This is a genomic window from Nostoc sp. NZL (assembly GCF_015714705.1).
GTDB lineage: Bacteria > Cyanobacteriota > Cyanobacteriia > Cyanobacteriales > Nostocaceae > Nostoc > Nostoc foliaceum_A.
Map to the genome: position 1 here is coordinate 13,116 of NZ_WBKL01000036.1, position 25,579 is coordinate 38,694.

Consider the following 25,579-nt stretch of genomic DNA (forward strand, 5'->3'; position numbering starts at 1 on the left):
TAATGGGTTGGGAGTTTTCCCAGCCTAATTATTAAATGCTATCGCTTGATGAATTTAGTTATTACAGAGCGCAATAAATGAGTAAAGATTCTGCAATTCAGTGGACTAAAGGCACATGGCCAATTGTAACTGGCTGTGAGTTTGCAAGTGAAGGTTGCATAAATTGCTATGCCTTAAAGGATAGTTGGCGACTCGCGCACAATCCTAATCCCAAGGTTTCAGAACCGTACAAAGATACAGTTGTAAAAACGGCTAACGGCAAGCTGCAATGGTCAGGATTGGTAAAATGCCATCCTGATAGATTGGGCTGGATTCTGAACTGGGGAAGTTGGCAAGATTCTCATTTAGTCTTTGTCTGCAACATGGCAGACTTGTTTCATAAGGATGTTCCGTTTGAGTTTGTAGACCGAGCGATCGCCTACATGATTTTGGGTGCTTGGAACAAATACCAAATCCTGACCAAACGCCCACAACGAATGATGGAATACTTCACCGCTCCTGATCGTACAGAGAAAATCCAAAATGCTCTAATTCTGGCTTGGGACACAGTTATGGACAATCCCAGCAGAAAAGTAAAGACAATGCTTGAAGGTTCACTGGATAGTGACTGGTTGTTGAAACAAGCCAAAAATCTCAAGCTACCGCTAGAGCATATTTGGCTGGGTCATTCTGTTTGCACGCAGGAGGATGCCCAAGATATTGATTATTTGCTAAAAACTCCCGCAGCAGTACACTTTTTTAGCTGTGAACCTTTACTGGAGGAGGTTGATTTGTCGCAATGGTTGGGCGAGTTTATTGGTGAAGGTATGTGTGATGCTTGTGGTGAACAAGGCAAACTCTATGCTATTAACGTTGCGCCCGTAGCTGGGGCGGCAATCTGTACTGAATGTGCGCCGCGTCCTGATTGGGTTATTGTTGGCGGAGAGTCAGGCGCAAAAGCTAGACCAACTTATCTTGAGCATTTACGATCGCTCATCAAACAAGCTAACTTCGCTGAAGTCCCGGTATTTGTCAAACAACTTGGCGCTAAACCTGTGGCTCATTGGGATGAAGAAAATCAAGTTCTCACCATGCACAAGATTAGCGATCGCAAGGGTGGAATCCTAGAAGAGTTCCCCGCAGAATTGCAAATCAGACAATTTCCCGATGCCCTATAAGAATTCAAAACGCATTTGGATTCAACCTGTTTTAGTCAATAGTTTTATTAAATAGCTAGGTTTATGGCTCTCTCCATTGGAGTGAGTCTTTTTTATTTCCAAACCCCAAGACGTTTTTCTTTAGCAATTTGTTCAGCAAGTTTTATAGAATCACTGTTGGGACAATTGTCTTGGGCATTAAACTTAGCAAGCCCCCTGAGCAATAATTCTTCTGAAAGCATTTTTTCTTCCTCGGAAGCAGTAGGGACAAAGATTTCTGCGGCATTGCCAGAAAAGACAGCCGATACAGATTTATTTGCTGTTAGGGAAGAAATTAGCTTTTTAGCTTCTGCTTGGCTTGTTGTCGCTACGGTCACACCACACAATTTTACCTGCCGAGTTTGATTGTCACAGACGAGAAGTAGAGAATCCCCACTTTTTACTTGCGTTGCTTCACACAATTTGCTGTTAGATAGTTCATCTCTCGACAACAGGAACAATATTATTAACCCTAAGAACCCTAAACCAAGTAGACACGCAACAATAGCAAGTTTTTTCATCTCTCTCTCAATAAAACTGACTTATTTTTAACAATTCTTCATAATGAATTAATTTCACTTATTAATTCTTTCGATAGGTATAACTTCTTCAAGGTTAAATACCCTAACTCCCAAATCAATACACAATATACCTAGCATTTGCAAGACAATGAAGATAATTAACCAACTTTTCAAACCACCAGGAATATTGTTAATAATTGCAGATACTCTAGATAAACTTTCTATTTTTTCTATATCCTTCCACTTTTCATTATCACCCTCTTGGTAAATCTCTATAGCTTTTAATCTGTTTAAAAACGAATTATGATCTGTGTAGATTATTTTTTCCATTTGTCTTAATTTTACAGACGCTTCTCTTAACTCTACTTCTAGTGTAATTAGTGTTTCAATAGACTTACGCTGGTCAACTATAGGGTTTTCTACCAAAGCTTTGACTAACCATTCCAGTTGTTCAGTGCTACGTCGTTCTTCAACAAATTTCACTGCATCAGGAATCGCCTTTAATAAAATTTTATTTCGTTCGCTAGAAGCTTTTAAGTTTTCCTCTAGAAGTTTGCGCTCAGTGATATCAATGGCTTGGCTAAAAATCAAGCTCTCTTGCCTCTTAGAACACACAAATAAACAAACTTCGTTATAGTAACATTCCCAATTTAGCTCTGTTCCCAAAGGTGAATCTACAAGATTCTTTATAATTTGTATTTGACTGTCGCATTTACTCCCAGCTGGCATACCTGGAACAGATTCTTTGTTCAAGTTAAATAAATCAGCTAGTTTTTGATTTACAGCAAAATATTTAAGATCCAAATCAATAATTGAGATGAATCCCGGCATTAAATCTAACTCAAAATTATTCATAATTCTAAAAAGATAAAAATTCATTTTATCCTATCAAAATTACTATTTCTCACAACCTATTCCATCGCCATCACCATCAAACCCATGTGGGTCATTACCGACAACCCGGAAATTACGATATTGTATTTCTCCACAGTCTATGTCAGGCGCACCCACTGGAATACATAAATCAGGATATGACGGGTCACAATTGGAGGATTGCGATACTGGCTTAGGCGATGAATTTGGTTTTGGTTTGCTGTTCTGGCTGCGAAAATCCCAAGGCATCACAGGCTTAGTCTGGTTCCAGAATCCGAGTTTTTTGCTTTTGGCATCTGCCTCCGCAGACAACAAACTGTTTTGGCTAGTAGGACAATTTTTCAAGTATTGCCGATACACAACGGCCTGTCCTTCCTGAACCATAACAAGATTGATGTTGCTATTCCCTACAAATATCTCAGCAACAAACCTGCCATACCTATCTTTTTCCTTGATCGAGAATTTAGCTAGTTTTCCAACTGGTAGTAGCTGCTTGAGCCTATCCCGCGATCGCTCACCCCAAGGAGTTTGTTTCATCTCAGCAGCATCAATACAAGCTAGGCGAATAGTTGCTTTTTTACTACCAAATTGGGCTGTTACCGTGTCGCCATCACCAACACTAATGATTTTCGCGGTGATTGGCCCAGATTGAGCCAGCACTGGCATTGACACCAAAAATAATGCAGCCGACATAGCAGCTGCAACAACAGTTTTTTTGTTCGTGATTAAACTTGGTATTGTGATATCGTTTAGAAACAGTACGCCCCTGTGAGATAATGAGATTTCCCCAGGACGAGGGAAGCTACCACCGCCCACAAGAGAAGGCCCGGATGCTGAGTGGTGGGGACTGCGAAAAGGGCGATCGCGTACTAATGAACCGCGATTTTTCAATAAACCAGCCACCGAATGGATGCGAGTCACTTCTAAAGATTCGGCAAAACTCAGGGGCGGTAAAATTCCTGGTAAGCGCCGTGCCAACATGGTTTTTCCACTACCCGGTGGCCCAACAAAAATCAAATTATGCCCACCAGCAGCAGCAATTTCTAAGGCACGACGCGCATGAGCTTGTCCTTTCACCTCATGTAAATCTGCGCCAGGGTAAGATACTGTTGCTATTTCCGTTGTGCGATCTATTTGCACAGGTTTGTAACGCCCTGGATTATTTAAAAAATCTACTACCTCAGATAGATGTTTGCAGCCGTAAACAGCCAAGTCTTGAACCACTGCTGCTTCTTGAGCATTATCAGCAGGGAGAACTAAACCTGCAATTCCCATCTTTTGGGCTGCTGCTGCGATCGGCAAAACACCAGCCACCGGACGCAAACTGCCATCTAGAGAGACTTCGCCCAAAAATAGATAATCCCCCAACAAATCAGCGCTAACTTGCTCAGAAGCCGCCAAAATTCCCACACTAATAGGCAAATCGAAACAGGGACCTTCTTTCCGTAAATCTGCCGGAGTTAAATTGATCACTATTTTCCGCATCGGAAAGGCAAAACCTGCATTTTTCAGCGTTGCTTTAACTCTTTCTCTTGATTCTTGAATCGCTGAATCTGGCAGTCCCAAGACAACAATTCCCGGTAATCCCCCTGAAACATCGACTTCCACGCCGACTTTGACGGCATCGATGCCCACAATTGATGCACTCCAGACTCTGGCAAGCATTTCTTATATAACAGTAAACCTTTCAAATCTCTAGCAGATGAGTTGCTAGATTGGCATTAGTAAAATTACAGAGACGATTTTTTCAGCAAAATAATTAAATAGCACTTTCTGGCTGTTTTATTGTTAATCAAAAATCTTTAGGAGAACCAGCCTAACCGGCTGCAACAACAGCACGGTCATTTACTAACTTGCCATCTTCCATGTAGACGATGCGATCGGCAATATCTAGAATGCGGTTGTCATGAGTCACTAAGAGAATAGTACAATCCTGTTCTTTAGCTAGTTTTTGCATCAGGTTGACCACATCTCGTCCCGATTTACTGTCAAGGGCGGCGGTGGGTTCATCCGCTAAGACAATTTTAGGATGACCAACCAACGCACGAGCGATCGCAACTCTTTGTTTTTGTCCCCCAGATAAATCATCAGGATAATAATTCAGGCGCTCTCCTAATCCTACCTCCTCTAACATTTGGGCTGACCGGGTTTTCATTTCTGGTTGCGAAATATTTTTGTGCAATTCCAAGCCCATTCTGACGTTTTGCAGCGCACTCAGGCTACCATGCAGATTGTGTGCCTGGAAAATATAACCATTACTGCGTCGCGCCTGGGTGAGTCGGGCTGCGTTAGCGCCACAAAGTTCTTGTTCTAAAACCTGCAAACTGCCGGATTGGGCAGAACGCAAGCCGCCTACTAAGGTGAGAAGTGTAGTTTTACCAGAACCAGAAGGCCCAGTCATAATAATAATTTCGCCGGCGTTAATATCGAGGTTGATATCAAAGAGAACTTGTTTGCGAAGTTGACCATGACCGAAGTAGTGGTCGAGATTTTTAACAGAGATGACAGGAGGCATAGCAATTTTAGATTTTAAATTTCAGATTTTGGATTGGGTAATTATCCCCATGCCCAATACCCATTTACTAAAACATATCTGCGGGGTCAGCAGACTGTAATTTACGGGTGGCGATCGCACCAGAAATTACGCACATAATCATAGTCAGTGTTAATACTGTCAAGGCTCGTCCTACGGTCATATAAAGCGGTAAATTGGTAGCATTACGAGTTAAATGATAAAGTCCTAAAGGTGCGATCGCTCCTGGGATAAAGCCCAAAATTGCCAAAATTATCGCCTCTTCAAACACCACACCTAATAAGTAGAGATTGTTATATCCCATTGCTTTAAAAGTGGCGTATTCTTTCATGTGGGAATTTACATCTGTAGAAAGAACTTGATAGACGATAATCACGCCTACCATAAACCCCATTGCTACACCCAGGCTGAAGATAAATCCGATAGCAGTATTTGTTTTCCAGTAATTTATTTCAAATTCGATAAATTCTGCTTGAGTTAAAACTTTGACATCATCATCTAAATGAGATTCTAAAGCTGCTTTCATCTCTTTTGGGTCATAGCCTGGTTGCAGCTGCACCAAACCGAGACTGACACCGCTGGCTTCTTGTCTGGGAAATAGTCTCAGAAAGTTTTGGTCGCTGGTGATCAAAGTACCATCTGCTATAAAGGAAGCCCCGACTGAAAATAAGCCGCTAATGGTAATTGTCCGGCGGTCGATTTCGGTTGTGACAGTTTTACCTTGTTCAATTTTGGCGATCGCTTCGTTGTAATCTCCTCTAGAGGCGCGATCGAAGAGAACGGTATCTGGTAGCTTAACAGCATCTATCTGGCGATTCACATCTGCTAAGTTAAACACTTGCTGATCGGGATTAAACCCCATAACTAATATTGTCGTCTTCTGCTGTGTTTGGGGATTTTTCCAATCAACAATGTTGATATACATTCCTTCTGCCGACTTTACACCTGGTATATCCATTGCTTGATACAGCCGCCGCCGCGTAAAATTAGACATATTTGCTAGGTTACGTGCTTGGGGGCTTATGACAAACATATCAGCCTGCATACTGCGATGCAGAATTGTGTTACTTTCAAACAAAGCAGTTTGAAATCCTAGCTGCATGAACATCAGAACATCGGCAAAAGCAATGCCTGACAATGCCACCAAAAGACGACCCTTTTCATGACTCAGTTGCAACCATCCTAAAGGTGTTCGTCGCCGCAGTTGCTGTATAAATCCAATCACAGTTCAATTACCGCCTTGACTTGCAAATTAGTTAAGCTAGAAGCATTTTGGCTAGATAGTTTGTCCAGTTGCACATGGACTTCCACTACTCTGGCATCAATATTGCTAGAGGGATCAGTGTTGATCAGATTTTGCCGCTTTACTTGCATACCAATCCTATCCACTCTTCCCTCTAATTCATTGCGTAGGGAATCACTGCTTACCCGCACCTCCTGTCCCGGACGTACTTTCTTGATATCACTTTGATAGACTTCTACTACTGCATACATCTGGTCGGTTTGACCTAAAGCCACAATTCCTTCATCGCCAACAGTTTCTCCGGCTCGTGTATTAATCTCCAAAATCCGACCGGGTTTAGGAGCCAAAACGTATGCCTGCGCCAGCTCTGCTTTAATTTTCTCCACGGTAGCTTGAGCACTCTCGATCTCTGCTTGTGCATTTGCTATATCTGTTGGACGGACTTCAGCAGTTTGATTCAGGTTAGCTTTTGCTTCATTAATCTGCTGTTGCAAGCTGGCGAGGGTTTGATCTTGGTTAGCTTTTGCTTCGTTAAGTTGCTGTTGTAGGGTAGCCACAGTTCTTGTCTGAGTGGCTTGGCTTTCAATTAAGGCTTGAGTAGATGTTTCTGCGCTTAAACGTCTGCTATCAACTTCCTGGCTAGAAATCGCTCCTGCTTTATATAAAGTCTCGTAGCGCTGCACCTCAGCTTGGGCATTACGTCTCTCGGCTGCGACGCGAGCCACTGTTGCTTGCAAGCTCTGTTGTTGCCCTTGCAGTTCTGCTTCTATACGATCAATTGTCGCTTGCTGAGTTTTAATGTTTCCTTGTAGTTCTACTTGTAGACGATTCACGTTAGCTTGGCGTGCTCCAAGTTCTCCCTGCTTGGCTCCAGCTTTTACCTGATTAAGGCGGGATTTGGCAACTTGAACTTGTTTTTGTGCTTCACCCAAATTAGCTTGTAGGCGATCGCGGTTGTCCATAATCGCAATTACCTGCCCAGCTTTGATGCGATCGCCTTCTTTCACCAATAATTGCTCTACCCGATTTCCTTCACCAGAAGAAGGCGCTGACAGTTTTATTACCTCTCCCTCTGGTTCCAACCGCCCTAATGCTGTTACTGTTTTTACCACAGGCTGAACTGCTACTGGTGTTTTTTGTTTCTCATTAGCTGTAGCCTGAAGCCTCATCACAGCATAAACGCTGATTCCGCCTATTGCTAGAGATGTAATTATTGCAAGTAGAACAGGCGATCGCACAAGATTCCGAGAAGACCTTAGACCCTCTGAATTCCTGTTTTGCTCCATACTATTTTCCCCTTACCACCAGTAGCAACTTGTACTAAACTGTACAGTTTAATTCATGCTAAACTAAACGGATTAGTTTAGTCAAGATCATACAACTAAACTTGTCAATCAATTTGCTCTGAATTATGCAGCAAATTGCTATTCCCTATTGGGATTATTCTCTACTACAAAAAAGTAGAAGGGAGGAAAGCTGATAATAGAGACTTTTGGGCTTTATCGCAGGGTATATTTATTTTCGCCATTTTGTACTGGGGCGTTTTGCAGCATCTATTAATATTGTTTATAAGAAAGGATGATTAATAAATGGTACGCATCAAAGCTGACGAAGTTGATCGAGATAATTCCGTTGATAAAGTGGAGCAAATTCTGCAAGGGGCAATGCAAGAGTTCCTGCAAAATGGCTATGCTGGTACCAGCATGGATCGGGTAGCGGTAGCAGCAGGTGTTTCTAAAGCGACAGTCTACAGCCACTTTCAAGATAAAGAAGGACTTTTTAAAGTACTGTTAGAGCAACTGACAAGCAAAAAGAACATCTCGATTTTTGGCACAGAACCTATTGAAGGAGAACCAGTCGCTATACTGCACCAAATAGCAGCCAAAGCATTAGAGCACATGATTAACGACAAAGAACATAGTGCATTTATGCGAGTCCTAATCGGGGAATCTGGGCGTTTTCCTGAGTTAGCTCAAATTTGTGTTCGGGTGATGATTAAGCCAGTAGCGGAAACTCTCACTCACTATTTGGCGGCTCCAGAATTAAAGATACCTGACCCAGAGGCAACAGCTAGAATTCTCTTAGGAGCATTGGTGCATTTTCATATTACTCAAAATGTGATGCATGGACAAGACATTGTACCAATGGAAAGCGATCGCCTAATTGATGCCTTGACACACCTAATCACTAAATGCGCCGATTGATGCTTAACAATAGTTAAGAAAAAAGCTGTAAGAAAAATATGGCTACCGAAAACCTTCTGCTTGCCGCCTTGCCCCGCGAGGTGTACAAGCGGATAGAAAACAAAATGGAGCAGGTAGACCTTTCATCGGGCAAGATACTCAACCGGCCCGGCGAAACCATCGAAGAAGTTTACTTCCCTCTCACCTGCCTAATCTCAGTCACCATCACGATGATGGACGGCAGCACGGTTGAAGCCGGAGTGGTCGGAAGCCGCGAGATGGTGGGGATCAACGCCTTCATGGGCGGTCGGGAGACGACCCAGACCCAGTACATCATTCAAGTTCCTGGCAATGCGGTGAAAATGAAGGCACATCTCCTGCTTTACGAGTTTGACACCAATAAGCCGCTGCGGGATGTGATGCTCAAATACACACAGGCTTATATCGCGCAAATCTCGCAGAATGTTGCCTGCAACCGCGTTCATACTCTAGAAAAACGCATGGCCCGTTGGTTGCTTGAGTCCAGTGACCGTCTCTACACGGATGAACTGTTCCTGTCCCATGAGTTCCTCTCCCACATGCTGGGCGTGCGCCGTTCTGGCATTACCGAAACCGCCCACCATCTGGAAAAGAAAGGTCTCATCCAATGCGGCCGAAAGAAAATCCAAACCATTGATCGGCAGGGACTAGAAGAGGCTTCCTGTGAGTGTTATGGGGTAATCAAACAAGAATACGATCGCCTGCTAAAGTTTAAGCTAGAGAAATAACAGATAAAGCAGGACATAAAACCAAAAACCGCACTTATAAGTGTCAGTGCGGCTTTGAGTTCCACAGAAATGGGGTTGGCTCTATACAATATTCGTAAAAAGTATCTGGGATGTTTGTATGTCCCAGTACTTGGGGTTATGGCATCCCCCACTGGTTTAAGGTTCCATCCTCATCTCCAGTGTAACTCTGTGCAAGTGCAACTCGATGCACAGCGGAAAAATCCCCTTGCTGTCTTCAATGGGGAGAATGTTAATTTTTTTCCATAGAAGCTACAGCGTTGCCTCCGGCATTTTTGGTTCTTTACAAGCTGTTACAAATATATGCTCTAGCGATCGCAAGATAACTAGGCAGGAATTACTTGAACAACTAGTGCGCGTTTATCCAATGACTGGATTTTACCTACTTGACTGAGATCATTTGCAATTCGGTCTAGCAGTTCTCCTGCTTTGTCACGATATTGATGTTCTCGGCCTCGTAAACGTATAGCAAACTTGACTGAATCGCCTTTACTCAACCACTCACCTGCTTGTTGGATGCGTAAATTGTAATCAGCCACGCCCACGTTTAGACCAAATCGCACTTCCTTTACCGTGGGTCTAGCACTCTGGCTCTGACGTTTTTTCTTTTGATACTGAAGCTTGCCATAGTTGAGAATCTTGGCGATTGGAGCGTCTTTGCCTTGAGAGACTACAACTAAGTCAAGCTCTAAGCTTTCGGCTAGCTGTAGCGCCTCATTGGTGTCGATCAGACCACGATTGTTATTCTCATGGTCAATTAAGAAGACGCTAGGTGACTTGATTTGGGAATTAATCAGTTGCTTTTGGATTGCGATAACGAATTTCTCCTAATTGTTCAACATTTTACTTTCCAAGTAATGCTAATTTAACACAACACTGAATCAGAGCAACTTTAACGACACAATGGACAGCAATCTGTTAGAATGCAGAACTGCGGCATTCGCTCTCAGTCTTAGCGCTACTGCCCATCCAGCCTTTCAATAATTTTTATCCGTCCGCCTCAGACTGACGCCGCCATTGGCGACAGGCCGATGTTATCTTTGGAGTCTTATGTCTTTTTCTACTCTCGGCTTGTCCAATGAAATTATCCGTGCGGTTACAGAGCGAGGGTACACCGAACCCACGCCGATTCAGATGCAGGCGATTCCTGCCGTCTTGTCGGGTAGCGATTTGCTAGCTGGGGCGCAAACTGGTACTGGAAAGACCGCTAGTTTTACTCTGCCGCTTCTGCATCGGTTGTCGTCTAACAAGAGCAAAGGTACGCCTAATGGATATCCACCAATCCGGGCGTTGATTCTCACCCCGACTCGTGAACTCGCTGCACAAGTGGAAGAAAGCGTGCGTGAGTACGGTAAGTACTTAAATCTAAACTCGATGGTGATGTTTGGTGGAGTCGGTATTAATCTGCAAAAACAGCGTTTGCGGAATCGAGTGGATATTTTGGTCGCGACTCCAGGGCGACTGCTAGACCATGTACAGCAGGGTACGCTGAATCTGTCGTATATTGAGGTTTTGGTGCTAGATGAAGCAGATCGGATGCTGGACATGGGCTTTATTCATGATATCCGCCGCATCCTCTCACTCCTGCCCAAAAAGCGACAAAATTTGCTATTCTTCGCTACTTTTTCGGACAAAATTAAGGCACTTGCCGCCGGGTTGCTTAATAACCCGACGATGATTGAGGTGGCACGCCGCAACGTTACCGCCGAGACGATCGCACAAAAAATTTACCACGTAGACCGTGACAAGAAACGCCAATTACTTGCTCACCTGATTCGTCGAGATAATTGGTATCAAGTGCTAGTGTTCACTCGCACTAAGTATGGTGCTGACCGTTTGGTTAAGCAGTTGGGCGAAGACCGCATTCAAGCACTGGCAATCCACGGTAATAAGAGCCAGCCGGTGCGTACTAATGCTCTGGCAAAGTTCAAAAATGGCAGCTTACAAGTACTGGTGGCGACAGATATTGCTGCTAGAGGTCTTGACATCAGCGAACTGCCCCATGTAGTCAACTTCGATCTACCCAATGTACCGGAGGATTATGTTCATCGCATTGGGCGAACTGGTCGCGCTGGCGCGTCAGGTGAAGCTGTATCGCTGGTGTCCGTTGATGAATACCCTCTATTGAAAGATATTGAAAAACTGATCGAGCAGCGCTTGCCAAGGGAAGTAGTCGCTGGTTTTGCGCTCAACCCCGATATCAACCCTGAACCAACACCAAATGGACGGCAACACAGAGCCAAACCCGAACGTGATAAACGTCCGGCTCGTACTTCTAAACCGTCACCACCGACATCAGCTAAACGTAAGGCAGCGCCACCTGCTACGAATGGAGATAAGCCTAGTGCTCGTTCGTCTGCATCGCGCCGTTCTGCTAAACGCGATCGCTAATCTTCGTTCTTAAAGATTACTCTTTGAACAACGCCCCATGCTCAATTACAAAATTCCCAAAAAATGGTTAATTTGGGTTGCAATGGCTTTGATATCTGCCTTGTTGCTGACGATCGCTTCTTCTGCCTCAAGTATTTACTTATATGGCAGCAGTACTAATAATACCAAGGCAGATGCAGCAATTGTTTTAGGAGCGGCAGTTTGGGGACAAGAACCATCTCCTGTTTTCAGAGAGCGAATCAACCACGCCATTAACTTATATAAAAATGGATCTGTTAAGACGATCATTTTTACTGGCGGAGTTGGTGAAAGTAATGAACCAGCTGAAGCTATAGTTGGAAAAAATTATGCACTCGCGCAACAGGTAAAAGCTGCTGATATTCTCACTGAAACTCAATCTCGCACAACTCACCAGAACCTCAAAAATGCTTTAGAGGTAGCGAATGCTCACCAATTAAGGAAGTTTCTTATTGTTAGCGATCCATTGCATATGAAGCGAGCCGTATTGATGGCACGAGGCTTAGGAATGGATGCACATTCGTCTCCCACACCGACTACCCGCTATCGCAGTTTTCACAGTCAGATGGAGTTTTTGAGCCGAGAAACTTATTTTTACTTTGTCTACTTAGTGTTTAAAATCTAGCTGTAGGTTCTTACTCAGTATCCTTAAAACAAGAACTTTTGGCTGCGTAAACCGAAACTACAATAACTCTGTGATGGAAAATAACCGTTGTCGGTCTATTTGTTGCAGCTTGATTTTTTCAGCGTAGAAAGCCTGATAATAAGATTGATAACGCTCTGGTTCAGCTTCGGGATCGGTTTGTTGCCATAGTTCCAAAAAGTGACGATAACGTTTTTCAAGCATCACCAAATCCATGCAAGCGATCGCAGCTTGAACCACTTGCGGAGTCCGAAGTATTTCTTTCTGGTTTTTTTCATCCACATGAAATAAATGGGAAATTAACTCCATCTCGCTGCCAAATTCTAAGAACTGATCTTGCAGGCGGGAAATTAAATCTGGTGGGGACGCAAAATTTCTCGTCTCTCCATCACTGGATGAAATTTCTAAAATTCGTTGCCATAAAAATCGGTGGTGGGAAAGGCTAAATTGCAAATCTCGCTCCTCTAGTTCGTCAATAATTGCTTGACGCTGTTCAGGACAATGCAAGTAAATCCTTAGCAATAACGCCTCTGCATGTTCTAAAAGGCTGCGTTCTGTGATAAGTGGGGATTGAGAAACTTTGCTCCCTCCCCATGCTTTCTTCGCTGACACAGGCTTAGTGTATGCAGTCGCAACCGGAGCAATTTGAGTTAGCAGATTTTCGACTCGTAGGGGTATAAGTCTGGTATCTCCCAAGCTGAGTATTTCTGCACAATAGGAAACGTAATAGTTGCGTGTATCGCTGTTAGCTATATTTTTAAGTAATTTGACTAATTGCTGAGTTACTTGCTGAAAATCAGTAGCTTGTCTCAAGTCACGATCTTGAATAATTTGCTGAATCTGCCAGTCTAACCAAAGTGGCGCATTTTTTAGCAGTTCTCCATAATCTTCTGGAGTGTGGCTATGCAAATATTCATCAGCATCTTTACCATCGGGTAAATTGAGAATTTTTAGCTGAACTTCGCCTTTGTATGCTAGTTCGGCAATTTCACCGATCGCGCGTTCGGCTGCATTGGTTCCAGCTTTATCAGCATCAAAGTTGAGTACTAATTGTTTCGATTCAGTGTAGCGTAATATTAACCGAACTTGTTCTAAGCTTAAAGCTGTACCGAGTGAGGCGACGGCGTTATTAATACCAGCGGCATGGAGTGCGATCGCATCAAAATATCCCTCTACTACCACCGCTTGATCGAGTTGGGAAATCCCACCTTTGGCTTGATCGAGGGCAAATAATGTTTTACCTTTACTAAAAAGTTCGGTTTCTGGTGAATTCAGATATTTAGGTTGTTCATCAGTCAGGGTTCTCCCACCAAAGGCAATGACACGCCCTTGGACATCACGGATGGGAATCATCAAGCGATCGCGAAATACATCATAATAACCGCCCCCTTCCCTACGTGGCTTAATCAATCCCGCTTTCTCCAGTATTTGCGCTGGGTAATGTTTATCTTCCACTAGATAACGGTAGAGAGTTTCCCAACCTGCGGGGGCATAACCTAAACCAAATTGCTGTATAGTTTGTTCTTTGAGTTGGCGGTTAGATTGTAAATATTGAAGTGCTTTTTGCCCTTGTGATTGTCTCAGGGCATGTTGATAAAACTGTGCTGAGGAAGCCAGAACTTCATATAACTGCTCACGCAAAGATAGCTGACGCTGTAATTCTTGGCGTTGTTCGGGTTCTAGGGTTTGCACAGGTACTTGGTAACGCCGTGCTAAATCCAGCACCACATCCGCAAAAGAACGCTTCCCTAACTCCATGACAAACTTAATGGCATTTCCTCCAGCTTGACAGCCGAAGCAATAGTACATTTGCTTGGTCTGGCTGACGGTGAAACTGGGAGATTTTTCATCGTGGAAGGGGCACAAACCGACGAAATCTTTCCCACGTTTGCGTAAAACTACGTATTCCGAGACGACATCTACAATATCAGCCCGTAGTTTAACTTCCTCAATTGTGTCTGGGTGCAAGCGGGGGATTTGCATTCTAATCTATTTATTAATTCATCGGTTGGTAGTTAACACTGCGGTGTATTTCCCAACTGATAGCTATTATATTCTTGTTGCTAGACCAAGAATGATATATAGAATTGCTTACATTTAATTTCATCAGAGGAAATACTTAAAATGGGGCGTATTTTTATTTCAGCGGCTCACGGAGGCAAAGAAGCCAGAGGGATAGATCCAGGTGCGATCGCAGGTGGTACAACTGAAGCAAAAGAAATGATTCTGCTGCGGGATTTGATTGTCACAGAACTGAGGGCGCGGAATGTGGAAATTTTAGCAGTCCCTGATGACTTGAGTGCCGCCCAAACTATTACCTGGATCAATTCCCGTGCCCGTCGGGGTGATGTCGCCCTAGAAATTGAATCTGATGCAGCTAGCAGCCCTTCTGTGCGTGGGGCTAGCGTCTTCTACATTGTTAATAATAGCGATCGCAGAAGCAATGCTGAACAATTGTTGGTGGCGTTATTGCGCCGCGTACCCCAATTACCGAATCGCGGAGTCAAGCCGGATACAAATAGTGGCTTGGGTAGTTTAGCATTCTGTCGCCAGACAACGCTTCCAGCTTTGGTGATGCAAGTGGGGTTTCTCAGTAATCCAGAGGAGCGGGCTTTGCTGCAAACTCGTCGCCGCGATTTTGCCTTGGGGATTGCCGATGGACTAGTAACTTGGAGCCGTGTGATTGACCCCAATCCTGGAACTCCGGCGGAACCAAATTATCCGCCAATTAATATCAATATTAATGGGCAAAATTACTCAGAGCAAGGAGTGTTGGTTAATGGGAATGCTTACATCCCCATTGATTTAGTAGACCGTCTACGGATTGACCTTGCAAAAGCCGCTAATGTTAATCGAATTACCTATCGCAAAGTAGTTTATGTCAAAGCGATCGAACTGCGAGATTTTAATGTTGCAGTCAATTGGGATGCTGCAACTCGTACTGTCAGCTTGCGATCAAATTTGATGGTTTGCTCTGGTCAATTTGAGCGGTTAATGTCGAACGGTAATACTTCAGAAGTACAGTTACAATTATTTCTGAGAAACAATAATGAAAATGCTTTAGTAAAGTTTCCTGATATCCCAAAACTTTATCGAGAAGAAGCAGGTATAGAGGGAGTTAACTATGATATTGCCTTTTGCCAAATGTGTGTAGAAACGGGATTTTTACGGTTCGGTGGTGATATTAGACCAGAGCAAAATAACTTTGCAGGCTTAGGTGCGATCGGTGGAGGTTCGGAGGCTGCATCTTTTCAAAGTGCCAGAATTGGAGTGAGGGCGCACGTCCAACATTTGAAAGCTTACGCCAGTTTAGAACCTTTGGTACAGGAAGTAGTAGATCCAAGGTTTCGCTTTGTCACACGGGGGATTGCGCCATTAATTGATCAGCTATCAGGGCGCTGGTCAGCAGATTTAGATTATGGTGCAAGAATTTCAGCAATGCTCAAACGATTATATGAATCAGCAGGATTTCTTTAAGCGTTGAGTAAATAAACTTGCACTAATTACTTGATCCTTCTCTTCCTTGGCGTACTTGGTGGTTCCTTTAATAAATATTAAATGCATCCTCATAGCGAAATTTTATGAGGTTTTGCACAACGCGATCACCTACGGTGGGCGGAACGCGATCGCAAACGTGTTCTGCTTCAGGCATGAGGATGCCGTAAAGTTATTGTAGACTTGATAGCAATTAAAAAAACAGACCGTGATCGTCCCATCAAGCAGTAGAACGTTCGTAGCAATTCATAACAGTAGTTTAGAGTTTACCAGCCTTGCAAAACTATCAAGTGGAAACTTGCTTGCAGAAGTGGATCTTCACCGGGCTGTAGCAAGTTTAAAGCTAAGGCAAGATAAAAAAGCATCAATGGGTCAATTTTTGACTCCCGCTTCAGTAGCCCAATTGATGGTTGGGATGTTTAATAAGCTGGATTTGCCTGAAATATCCTTGCTTGATGCTGGAGCAGGAATCGGTTCATTACTAGCCGCTTTTGTGGAAAAAGTATGCCAGCATCGACAACAAACCTCAAGTTTGCGCGTTGTAGCTTATGAAATTGACCCTTTTTTAATTAGATATTTGCATCAGACTCTAGAGCTATGTGAGAGAGAATGTCAACGTGTGGGTATTTCCTTCAATTACGAAATTCGTGAGACTGATTTTATCGAAGATGCAGTCAGGCTGCTTCAGATGGGTTTATTGAATAGTGCAAACGCAACAGAATTTACCCATGCTATTCTCAACCCGCCTTATTTGAAAATCAATGCTCATTCCAAGGTGCGCGAATTGCTGCGTTCGATCGGTTTGGAAACTAGCAATCTTTATGCTGGTTTTATGGCAGCTACAGCGCAACTTTTAAAACCAAGTGGTGAGTTTGTAGCGATTACCCCGCGCAGTTTTTGCAATGGGCCCTATTTTCGTGACTTCCGCAAGATGTTCTTAGAAATGATGGCTTTACAACAAATACATCTTTTTGAGTCGCGGCAAGAAGCATTTAGTGACGATGATGTTTTGCAGGAAACTATCATCATCAAAGCTATAAAAAAAAGGCAAAAGTCTAGCAACGTCATCATTAATACCAGTTCTGGTGCTAATGATGACTTGATATTGTCACACTCTGTACCATATACAGCCTTAGTTCAGCCCGATGATTTAGAGCAGTTTATTCATATTATTCCAGATAAGATTAGCCAGCAAATAGTTCAGCGAATAGCACTTTTCACCTGTACATTGAAAGACTTAGGGCTAACAGTTTCAACCGGACGGGTAGTAGATTTCCGAGCAAAAGAGTACTTAAGGACAAATCCAGAAAACAATACTGTTCCTTTAATTTATCCGGTGAATTTATCGAATGGATATGTAGAGCACCCAAAAATCACTAAAAAGCCTCAAGCAATAGTTCATATAAAAGAAACAGCGAACCTTCTCATACCAAATGAGCATTACGTCCTATCCAAAAGATTTTCATCGAAAGAAGAGAAAAGGCGTGTTGTTGCGGTGGTTTATGATGCCAACCAATTTAATTATGCCTATGTCGGCTTTGAAAATCACTTGAATTACTTTCACAAAGATGGGCGTGGACTTAACCTTACCTTGGCTCGTGGCCTTGCTGTTTATCTCAATTCAACCCTAGTTGATGCTTTTTTTCGGTTATTCAATGGGCATACTCAGGTTAATGCAACAGATTTGCGAAAATTAAAGTACCCTAATTTGGAACAGCTATTATCATTAGGGACGGCGATTAAAGAGCAGTTTCCTTCTTTGCGGGAAATTGATGAACTTATAGAAAATAAGCTACTGAGTATGTCGAATCTGTCAGAGAATAATCCAATTGCAACTAAGTCTAGAATTGATGAAGCGCTACAAATATTGACACAATTGGGCTTTCCACGAGCACAGCTTAACGAACGGTCAGCTTTAACTCTCCTGGCGTTGCTTGACTTAAAACCGACAGACTCTTGGCAATTAGCAACTTCCCCTTTGATGGGAATTACGCCGATGATGGACTTTATGGCTCAACATTATGGCAAAACCTATAAGCCCAACACACGCGAAACAGTTCGCCGCCAGACAGTGCATCAATTTCTGGATGCAGCTTTGATAATTGCTAATCCAGATGATTTAAGCCGCCCTATCAACAGTCCAAAAACTGTATATCAAATTGAAAACAGTGCGCTAGAACTATTAAGAACTTACGCCACTAACGAATGGGAAAAGAGTATCCGCACCTATCTTGCTTCGGTTGATACTCTAAAAAAGCAGTATGCTCAAGAGCGCGAAATGTCCCGTATTCCGATAGTGATTGCAGGGGAAATTAAAACTTTATCGCCAGGTGGCCAGAATATTTTAATTGAAAAAATTATTAATGATTTTGCTCCCCGTTTTACTCCTAGTGGAAAGCTTATTTATGTTGGCGATACAGATGAAAAGTTCACCCACTTCGATCAAGTAGCATTGGGAGATTTGGGGGTTAACATTGATTCCCACGGCAAAATGCCAGATGTGATCATTCACTTTACAACAAATAACTGGTTAGTGCTGATTGAAGCTGTAACCTCACACGGCCCAATTAATCCTAAACGGAAGAAGGAACTTGAAGCCTTATTCAGAAGTGCCCAAATACCTCTGGTGATGGTAACAACATTTCTCAGCCGCAAGGCAATGGTGGGATATCTGGCAGAGATTGCTTGGGAAACAGATGTTTGGGTTGCTGAAGATGCAACTCACTTGATTCATTTCAATGGTGAATATCTATTGCAGGCTTACCAAATAGAAAATAAGAAAACTTCCTGAATCTACAGCAAAATTCAGGTGTCTGTGTAACGTTTATAGCACAACGTGCTTGGGTTAAGGCTTAACTCTTGGTCAATACTTTCTTATATCATGTCCGGTAAATTACTTGTGATATGTCATTGCGAGCGCAACGTAGTGGAACGTTCGCGCAGCGTCTCTAAGAGTTGCAATCACAAGGTCTCTGCGATTGCTTCACTCCGTTCGCAATGACAAGCGTTCAACTGGACATGATCTGGACATGATATTACATATCTTGCTTATATTCTTCTAACAATTGCGGAATGTGATCATACCCATCTACACCGATAACCGCAATGATTTTAGGGCGATGTTGCTGTAAAAACTTTTGGAAAGCTTCTGCACCTATCTGTCCTTGTAAAATTGTGAGTAATCCTGCCGGTTGTCGCCACTCACGAGAAGCAATTTGCTCCAAAAGATACATTCCCAAGCAGCCTGTGTAAATAGTTTTGTCTGAATTTTGTAGATGGTAATAAGCTTCTGCCAAATAAGCTAAGTTCCGCCCTTGGAGATACAAATCGCCGGAAACTTGCGCTGTTTTAAAGCCATCCTCAAGATATTTAATTGCAGTTTGGTGTTCTCCAATTACTAGATAAGCAATTCCTAAGCTGCTGACACATAAGGCTTTACTTTGAATATCGCCTAATTTTTCTGATAATTTTAAACCTTGTTCCAAATAGTTAATTGCTGCTTCATAGGTTTCGGGTTCTAGGTTTTCCAATTCCTGAGCCTGCATAACTTCGCTGTAACCTAAATTTACCAGCGCGTTTGCTTCTCCTGTTCTATCGCCTGCTTGGCGACTTAGTATTAATGCCCGTTGACTATAGTTAATTGCCTCAGCATAATTTTGCTCTTGCACATAGGTGCGGCTGAGGTGGTTGAGATTGGCAATTTCACAGGCGCGATCGCCTGCATTTCTGGCTATCTCTAGCGCCTGCTGATGAAAATCAATAGAGCGCTGGTATTGTCCCAAAGCACGTTGTGAATAGCCTAAAAGTGTCAAAATTCGTGCCTTTTCCTGGGTTCCCTCGCCTCGACGAAATGGCTCATCCAAATAATCAAGGGCATCTCGCAAATAAGTGCCAGTAAAAGAGGCAAAAATCCCGCCGTAAAAGGGAAAATACGGACGCTGGGCAAAGGTTCGCAAAATCTGGAGCATGATTTGAGAACAGGCATCGCCGTATATTTTCCCAATGCTGCCAAAACCACTTGCTAACTGACTCCAAATCACTGCAAAGGTCAAAAAAGTGGAAATGGACAACTTTGGCCCCGCTTTAACATCGTAAGCTTGTTGGTCAAACCAGTTAATTAGTCCCCGTTGCAAGAATTGTAAAATCAATGCCATTTCCACCCAATCTCTGAGGGTGATTCCTCGTTGTCGCTCGGCAAAGTCAATTGCCGATTCTTCCATAGCCAAGGTGCGAAGCAGCGTTTTGGGTAACTCACTATTGAGTTGTTTAGCCCAACTTGCCCAAGGGCCACGTTCTCCCGGTACGCCGCCAAATCCCAAAGATTCTTTTTGCTCGTACATCCAACTGAGCAAGTTGTCTTGCAATCGCTGCCAAGAAGCTAAACCACGGGTAATCCCTTCAGAAAATTGTTCTAAATCAGCATCTGCCTGAGCAAATTGCAGCAATGCTTTTGACAATTGCTGTAGCTGTTGTAAATTTAGCGGATACTTCTGATTGGGGTCAGTAACCCGTATAAATGCCGCCAAACGCTCGTCAGCAGAGGCTGTGGTAATTTCTGTAACTGCGGAGGCGATCGCTTCTGTGGCTTTGTTTTGCTCTTGCCAGCGTTGCCATTGACTTTGAATAGTCTTAATCGCTCTCAAACTCCGAGTAGCCTTGGCTTTTTTGAGTTCGTCTTTTTCATTATCAACTTGGCTTTGGAGAGCATTCAGGCGATCGCTCAAAGCTAGCTCAAAGACTTCCCCTGTACCGGAAGTGATCCCTTTAAGCAGCATTTGATACACCATCTCAACAGAGCTAATTTTGCCCTTGAGGGTGGTTTCGACAATTTCATCGATTAAGGCAAGATAACGATCGCGCAATGGCAGAGAATCTGACACTTTAGCTACTAGGAAACATCACGTCAATTCTAATTCTAGTCTTAGCAGCAGAGGTGGGGAAATTTTGAATTATTCAAGTCCGTCCGGTGAGGTTGGCAATTACGGCTGCTAACTCGCCCGGATTGACTGGCTTGGGGACATGAAGTTGAAAGCCTGCTAACAGGGCTTGCGTGCGATCTTCTGCTCTAGCATAGGCTGTCAGCGCCACTGCTGGAATCCGCCCACCTTGGTCTGTTGGTAGCGCCCTGACTTGACGAATTAGCGTGTAACCGTCTTCTTGTGGCATACCAATATCGCTCACCAGTATATGGGGGTGAAATTGTTGCAGGGCAAGCAGTGCATCACTTGCAGATGGAGCAGCCATGACTTGGGCACCATACTGTCCCAGAATCGTAGTCAGCAAATGACGCGCGTCTGCCTCATCATCAACAACCAGCACCCGCAAGCCATCTAGCTTTGGCAAGTAATAGTTAGCCTCTTGGGTATCTCCAACAGATGAAAGCTGATCCGCCGTATTAGTCTCTACATAAACGGCTTTCATTGGCAGATTGACAATGAATGTTGCCCCCTGTCCAATTCCTGGACTTTCGGCAGAGACTGTGCCGCCGTGTAATTCTACCAAGTGGCGGACGATCGCTAACCCTAATCCTAATCCACCATGCGATCGCGTGATCGAACTGTCTTCTTGACGGAAGCGTTCAAATACATGGGCTAGGAATTCGGCAGCAATTCCCACTCCTGTATCACTCACTCGAATTTGCACACATGATTCAATTCGCTCCAATTCCACATCAACTCTTCCTCCCTTGGGTGTAAACTTAACAGCGTTAGAGAGCAAATTCCACACAATCTGTTGCAAGCGGTTGGCATCACCCACAACTACCCCTACTTCCGGATCGAATTTACAGTTGATGCTAATCTCTTTGGCCTGGGCTGCTGGATACACAGTATCGATTGCTGCCTCTACAAGTGGTACAAGTTTTACCCGATGAATACTTAAATGGAGTGTGCCTCTAATAATCCGCGAGACATCTAAGACATCTTCAATCAGTTGAGCTAGGGATCTGGTGTTACGCTCAATTGTCTCTAGTGCCCGCGCAGTAGTAGTTTCATCAAACTTGCGATTCCTAAGTAGCTGTGTCCAGCCCAATATGGCGTTTAGGGGTGTGCGGAGTTCGTGGGAGAGTGTGGCGAGAAATTCATCTTTCATCCGGTTTGCAGCTTCTGCATCGGCGCGTGCTGCTTGTTCGCGCTCAAGCAGTTGTTCGCGTTCTTGCTCTGCTTGCTTGCGATCGGTAATGTCAATCATGAACCCATGTAGTAACTGCGCTCCATCCTCATCTCGCACAACATTAACAATGTCATATAACCACACGACTCTGCCATCAGCAGCCAACACCCTGTATTCAAGTTCGTAATTATTTAGTGAGAGCGAAGATTCTTGGTAATACTGGATAACCCACTCCCGATCTTCTGGATGTATACATTTTGCCCAAAAATTAACGGTGTACCAGTCTGACAATGGATAGCCAAGAATCTCAACAGTTTGCGGCCCTACATAGGTAAAATTCCCCGTAGTAGCATTTACCTCCCAAGGAATCATGCGGACTTTTTCGGTGAGTGTCTTTAACCGTTTCTCGCTCTGTTTGAGAGCTGCTTCTGCTAACTTGTGAAATGTAATATCTGTGATTAGGGCAACAAATCCTTCAACTTTTCCTTGCTGATTAAACTGGGGAACGTAAGTGACATTCACGTAATGGTTTGTGCCATCTTTATCGGGTAATTGGGTTTCGTAAGTTACTTGCTCTCCTGAAAGTACCTTTTCTACATAAGGCAGAATTGACTGATAAACTGATTCTCCAACAATTTCTCTAATGTGTTTACCATTAATTTCTGAAGTAGGAATTCCAAACCAGTCTTCATATCCTTTATTATTAAAGCGATAACGCTGCTCCCCATCAACATAGGAAATCTGAACGGGCACAGCATTTGTAATCAGGCGGAGTTGATCTTCTCGTTGACGCAGTACTGCTTCTGCTCGCTTGCGTTCTGTAATGTCGCGTTGAGTTCCCCACGCTCTGACTAAAAAGCCATTTTCGACAATTCCTACCAGATTATTCAAAAAATATTTGGAATTACCTTGCTTATCTATTTCATGAGACTCTGCATCAATGAGTCGGTAGTTAGAACGGATAAAACGACGCAGGTATGCAGTATTATCTGGATCGGAGGGAATGAGCAAGTCTCCTAGTCTGGTGCTGATGATTTCTTCGGCACGAGAAAAGCCATACATCTGCGCCATAACATTGTTGCATTCCGCTAAGTAAACATATTGGTAAAAATGTTGAATTTGTTCATCTTCTGGACAATCTAGCGAAATTGGTACCTCTAGTTCAATGCACCAAATACCTTCTGAACTCTGCTCTAAAAAAGCGCGGTAGCGTTCTTCGCTTTTGCCAAGGGCAAGCTCTACTTGTTTACGTTCACTTATATCAAGTACAAAACAGATAACATCCTCTGGATTATTTTCTAATAAAGCGCAACCTAATAAGATGGGAACACGGCTGTCATCTTTGCGGATGTATTCGTTCTCAAAGGGCTGACACACGCCTTTGGTTGTGAGTTCTGCGATTGCGCTGTTATTTGCTTCAATATATTCTGGTGGTATCATGTCGCGCCATCGAACTCGCCCTGCTAGCAAATCCTCCTGCGAATAACCTACCATTCGTAAAAAAGCATCATTAGCCTCTGCGATCGCCCCATCCATATTGGCTACAATTACCCCAATGATGTTGGAATCTACCAACCTTCTCAACCTAGCTTCGCTCACCTGTAGCTTCTGCAAACTCATTTGAAGATGTTGTTTGGCAGTGCGTAACTCTGAGTTCAGCAAAGTCATGAGTGCTGTCACCAGCATAAACCTGCCTAACTGCACTATGCTGTCTAGGTTATCAACAAAGGGCGAAAATACTGGCTCTAAGAAAAAGTAGCTGACGGCTAAAGTAGACAAAGCGGTAGTCAGCAATCCTGCTTCCATGCCGGCATACCAGGAACTAACCGCCACGGCAGCAAAAAACAGCAGGAAAATAGTTGGTTTCAGTAGTGGCTGTAGCAATAGTGTTAGTAGCAATGCGCTACCAACAGCCAATAGTGCCACAGCATAGGGTGTTAGAAGGGAACGTATTCCTTTCAATGTGGCTTCTCCTTTTATGCAGCTAGCTAAAGGATTATTCCCAAAATCAGCTAGACAATGCGTTGGCGTAGCCTGTCGTAGACATCGCTCAACACCTATTATGCATCGGAAAAATACACCCCTAAGCAGTTAGTTGCTGCGAATCTATCTAAAGTAGTAAAACTCAGCTTTAGCAAATGTTCAATAACCTGATAGTTGTCGCTCTAATTATATACATTTAGTTCTGATTCTCCATCAAAAAGCATAGATTTATTAAGTTTTTAAATTAATTGCTTTTAGTATATAAGTCATCATTTCTCCTTTGCCTTTAACCTGAATTAAACCTCGTTTCTCCAATAAGTATTTATCCTTTAAAAGCTGATAACTTGCTTCACAAACTTGGATACTACCTGCTATACCGTGTGATTCCATTCTACTTGCAGTATTTACTGTATCTCCCCAAAGGTCGTAGGCAAACTTTTTTAGCCCAATTACCCCTGCCACTACTGGCCCAGTACTAATGCCAATACGGATGCGAAATACTTGGTTGTTTTCTGCATTGAAGATAGCTATAGCATTTTGCATATCCAATGCCATATTAGCTATAGCTGGAGCGTGGTTTGTAGACTGATTTGGCAACCCAGCAACAGCCATATATGCATCGCCAATGGTCTTGATTTTCTCTACCCCATGAAGTTCTGCCAATTGGTCAAACAAACAGAATATTGTATTTAATAACTCGACTAATTCCGCAGGAGATGTACGAGTTGAAAGCTCTGTAAAACCGACAATATCGGCAAATAGTACCGTAACTTCCAGAAAACTATCGGCAATAGTTGTAGGCTGTTGTTTTAATTGTTCTGCAATCATCTCTGGCAGGATATTTAGTAGCAGGCTTTCTGATTTTTGCTGGGCTAGTTCCATTGCCTTACGGGCGTAAAATTCTTTTTTTCGCAAGCGTTCGTATAAATAGACAGAAAATACACAAATTATGCAAGTCCAAAAGAAGTATAATCCTTGTTCAGCATAAAAAGCTGATGGATTGTTCAAGATGGGTTTGGATAAAATATATAAAGTTAAATAGCAAATTATTGTTCCAATTTGAGATATTAAATGCATCCACCATTGGACTGGAATGATCGTAGCCTGAGTGAGAAACATCAAAGTCCAAATATTGCTTCTAGGTTCCAGATCATTAAACAGCAAAGCTATATCAATTTGGACAGCACAAGTTACAGACCAGCATAAACTCAAAAAAATTAAGTCAGAATGACGGCGGCCAATAGGAGTTTTACATAAACCCCAACAAATAAGAGTGAATAATTCTACTACAATACCAATTTTAAAAGCGTATATCTTGCCTTCTAGATGTGAATTTGCCCAAAGAAAAAAAGCGATTAAAGTCAAGCCAGCTACCAGCATAATCTGCGCCTGTAATTGCAGCCGTTTTAGCAGAAAGTTCTGTCGCTGTTCTTTATAAGATTCGGCAAGGTTATTGTTGGTTTGTCGATCAGACATTCCATGACTAATGAGCGTATCTAGTTGGGTTTTGTCGGAGTTACTTGGATGAATCATGCACTTTTTGCGTTATTAGTAATCAAGGGAGTGTTGACTGTTGACTGTTGACTGAGGAGTTATTATTCGCCCCTCCACTCTCTTGCTACCCT

The 25,579-nt window shown here is 43.2% G+C and carries 17 protein-coding genes and 1 pseudogene; 7 read left to right on the forward strand and 11 right to left on the reverse strand.

The genetic code is table 11. From position 1 onward, the window contains the following. Nucleotides 1-77 precede the first annotated feature (77 nt). A complete protein-coding gene (locus F8R90_RS04900; RefSeq protein ID WP_196509811.1) occupies nucleotides 78-1,157 on the forward strand; it encodes a DUF5131 family protein in 1,080 nt (359 codons plus the stop codon). Between the two features lie 92 nt (nucleotides 1,158-1,249). Here the strand turns inward: F8R90_RS04900 and F8R90_RS04905 are convergent, their stop codons facing one another. The 6 genes and pseudogenes from F8R90_RS04905 to F8R90_RS04935 form a co-directional block, all read right to left on the reverse strand. Continuing rightward, nucleotides 1,250-1,696: a thermonuclease family protein gene (locus F8R90_RS04905; protein WP_196509812.1), complete on the reverse strand. Its 447-nt coding sequence runs from the start codon at nucleotides 1,694-1,696 to the stop codon at nucleotides 1,250-1,252. A gap of 54 nt (nucleotides 1,697-1,750) precedes the next feature. Further along, a complete protein-coding gene (locus tag F8R90_RS04910; protein WP_196509813.1) occupies nucleotides 1,751-2,551 on the reverse strand; it encodes a hypothetical protein in 801 nt (266 codons plus the stop codon). A 291-nt stretch (nucleotides 2,552-2,842) separates the two neighbouring features. Continuing rightward, nucleotides 2,843-4,234: pseudogene (locus F8R90_RS04920) on the reverse strand (YifB family Mg chelatase-like AAA ATPase); the annotation flags it as partial. Between the two features lie 151 nt (nucleotides 4,235-4,385). Next, nucleotides 4,386-5,084 (reverse strand): DevA family ABC transporter ATP-binding protein, encoded by a 699-nt coding sequence (locus F8R90_RS04925; RefSeq protein WP_196509814.1) that lies wholly within the window; start codon nucleotides 5,082-5,084, stop codon nucleotides 4,386-4,388. 67 nt (nucleotides 5,085-5,151) lie between these two features. Next, nucleotides 5,152-6,327: an ABC transporter permease DevC gene (gene devC, locus F8R90_RS04930; RefSeq protein ID WP_196509815.1), complete on the reverse strand. Its 1,176-nt coding sequence runs from the start codon at nucleotides 6,325-6,327 to the stop codon at nucleotides 5,152-5,154. Continuing rightward, the gene (locus F8R90_RS04935) at nucleotides 6,324-7,631 is read right to left on the reverse strand and encodes an ABC exporter membrane fusion protein (protein WP_196509816.1); all 1,308 of its coding nucleotides are present in this window, start codon (nucleotides 7,629-7,631) and stop codon (nucleotides 6,324-6,326) included. Before F8R90_RS04935 ends, devC begins: the two co-directional genes overlap by 4 nt. A gap of 303 nt (nucleotides 7,632-7,934) precedes the next feature. Between F8R90_RS04935 and F8R90_RS04940 the strand changes: the two genes are divergently transcribed. Together F8R90_RS04940 and F8R90_RS04945 are read left to right on the forward strand one after the other, a co-directional pair. After that, nucleotides 7,935-8,549: a TetR/AcrR family transcriptional regulator gene (locus F8R90_RS04940; protein ID WP_196509817.1), complete on the forward strand. Its 615-nt coding sequence runs from the start codon at nucleotides 7,935-7,937 to the stop codon at nucleotides 8,547-8,549. A 38-nt stretch (nucleotides 8,550-8,587) separates the two neighbouring features. Next, nucleotides 8,588-9,295 carry a Crp/Fnr family transcriptional regulator gene (locus tag F8R90_RS04945; protein WP_196509818.1) on the forward strand — a complete coding sequence of 236 codons (708 nt, stop codon included), beginning with the start codon at nucleotides 8,588-8,590 and terminating at the stop codon, nucleotides 9,293-9,295. Nucleotides 9,296-9,639: 344 nt separating this feature from the next. On the opposite strand, the gene infC is transcribed toward F8R90_RS04945, so the two are convergent. Beyond that, nucleotides 9,640-10,128 carry a translation initiation factor IF-3 gene (infC, locus tag F8R90_RS04950; protein WP_190890766.1) on the reverse strand — a complete coding sequence of 163 codons (489 nt, stop codon included), beginning with the start codon at nucleotides 10,126-10,128 and terminating at the stop codon, nucleotides 9,640-9,642. Nucleotides 10,129-10,363: 235 nt separating this feature from the next. Here infC and F8R90_RS04955 point away from each other — a divergent pair, with 235 nt between their 5' ends. Together F8R90_RS04955 and F8R90_RS04960 are read left to right on the forward strand one after the other, a co-directional pair. Continuing rightward, nucleotides 10,364-11,704, forward strand: coding sequence for a DEAD/DEAH box helicase (locus F8R90_RS04955; protein WP_196509819.1), 1,341 nt, complete (start codon nucleotides 10,364-10,366; stop codon nucleotides 11,702-11,704). A gap of 37 nt (nucleotides 11,705-11,741) precedes the next feature. Next, a complete protein-coding gene (locus F8R90_RS04960; protein WP_196509820.1) occupies nucleotides 11,742-12,347 on the forward strand; it encodes a YdcF family protein in 606 nt (201 codons plus the stop codon). A 57-nt stretch (nucleotides 12,348-12,404) separates the two neighbouring features. On the opposite strand, the gene dnaG is transcribed toward F8R90_RS04960, so the two are convergent. Beyond that, on the reverse strand, nucleotides 12,405-14,348 hold the full coding sequence (gene dnaG, locus F8R90_RS04965) for a DNA primase (RefSeq protein ID WP_196509821.1): 1,944 nt from the start codon (nucleotides 14,346-14,348) through the stop codon (nucleotides 12,405-12,407). Nucleotides 14,349-14,489: 141 nt separating this feature from the next. On the opposite strand from dnaG, the gene tftA reads away from it, so the two are divergent. After that, nucleotides 14,490-15,842 (forward strand): hormogonium tapered terminus morphoprotein TftA, encoded by a 1,353-nt coding sequence (gene tftA / locus F8R90_RS04970; RefSeq protein WP_196509822.1) that lies wholly within the window; start codon nucleotides 14,490-14,492, stop codon nucleotides 15,840-15,842. 226 nt (nucleotides 15,843-16,068) lie between these two features. Further along, nucleotides 16,069-18,651 carry a BsuBI/PstI family type II restriction endonuclease gene (locus F8R90_RS04975; RefSeq protein WP_331000604.1) on the forward strand — a complete coding sequence of 861 codons (2,583 nt, stop codon included), beginning with the start codon at nucleotides 16,069-16,071 and terminating at the stop codon, nucleotides 18,649-18,651. A gap of 244 nt (nucleotides 18,652-18,895) precedes the next feature. On the opposite strand, the gene F8R90_RS04980 is transcribed toward F8R90_RS04975, so the two are convergent. The 3 genes from F8R90_RS04980 to F8R90_RS04990 all read right to left on the reverse strand — a co-directional run bounded on the left by F8R90_RS04980 (nucleotide 18,896) and on the right by F8R90_RS04990 (nucleotide 25,487). Continuing rightward, nucleotides 18,896-20,740 carry a tetratricopeptide repeat protein gene (locus F8R90_RS04980; protein ID WP_196509823.1) on the reverse strand — a complete coding sequence of 615 codons (1,845 nt, stop codon included), beginning with the start codon at nucleotides 20,738-20,740 and terminating at the stop codon, nucleotides 18,896-18,898. 73 nt (nucleotides 20,741-20,813) lie between these two features. Further along, complete coding sequence (locus F8R90_RS04985; protein ID WP_196509824.1) at nucleotides 20,814-23,933, reverse strand: hybrid sensor histidine kinase/response regulator; 3,120 nt, start codon at nucleotides 23,931-23,933, stop codon at nucleotides 20,814-20,816. A 252-nt stretch (nucleotides 23,934-24,185) separates the two neighbouring features. After that, the gene (locus F8R90_RS04990; protein ID WP_196509825.1) at nucleotides 24,186-25,487 is read right to left on the reverse strand and encodes an adenylate cyclase; all 1,302 of its coding nucleotides are present in this window, start codon (nucleotides 25,485-25,487) and stop codon (nucleotides 24,186-24,188) included. Between the last annotated feature and the right edge of the window lie 92 nt (nucleotides 25,488-25,579).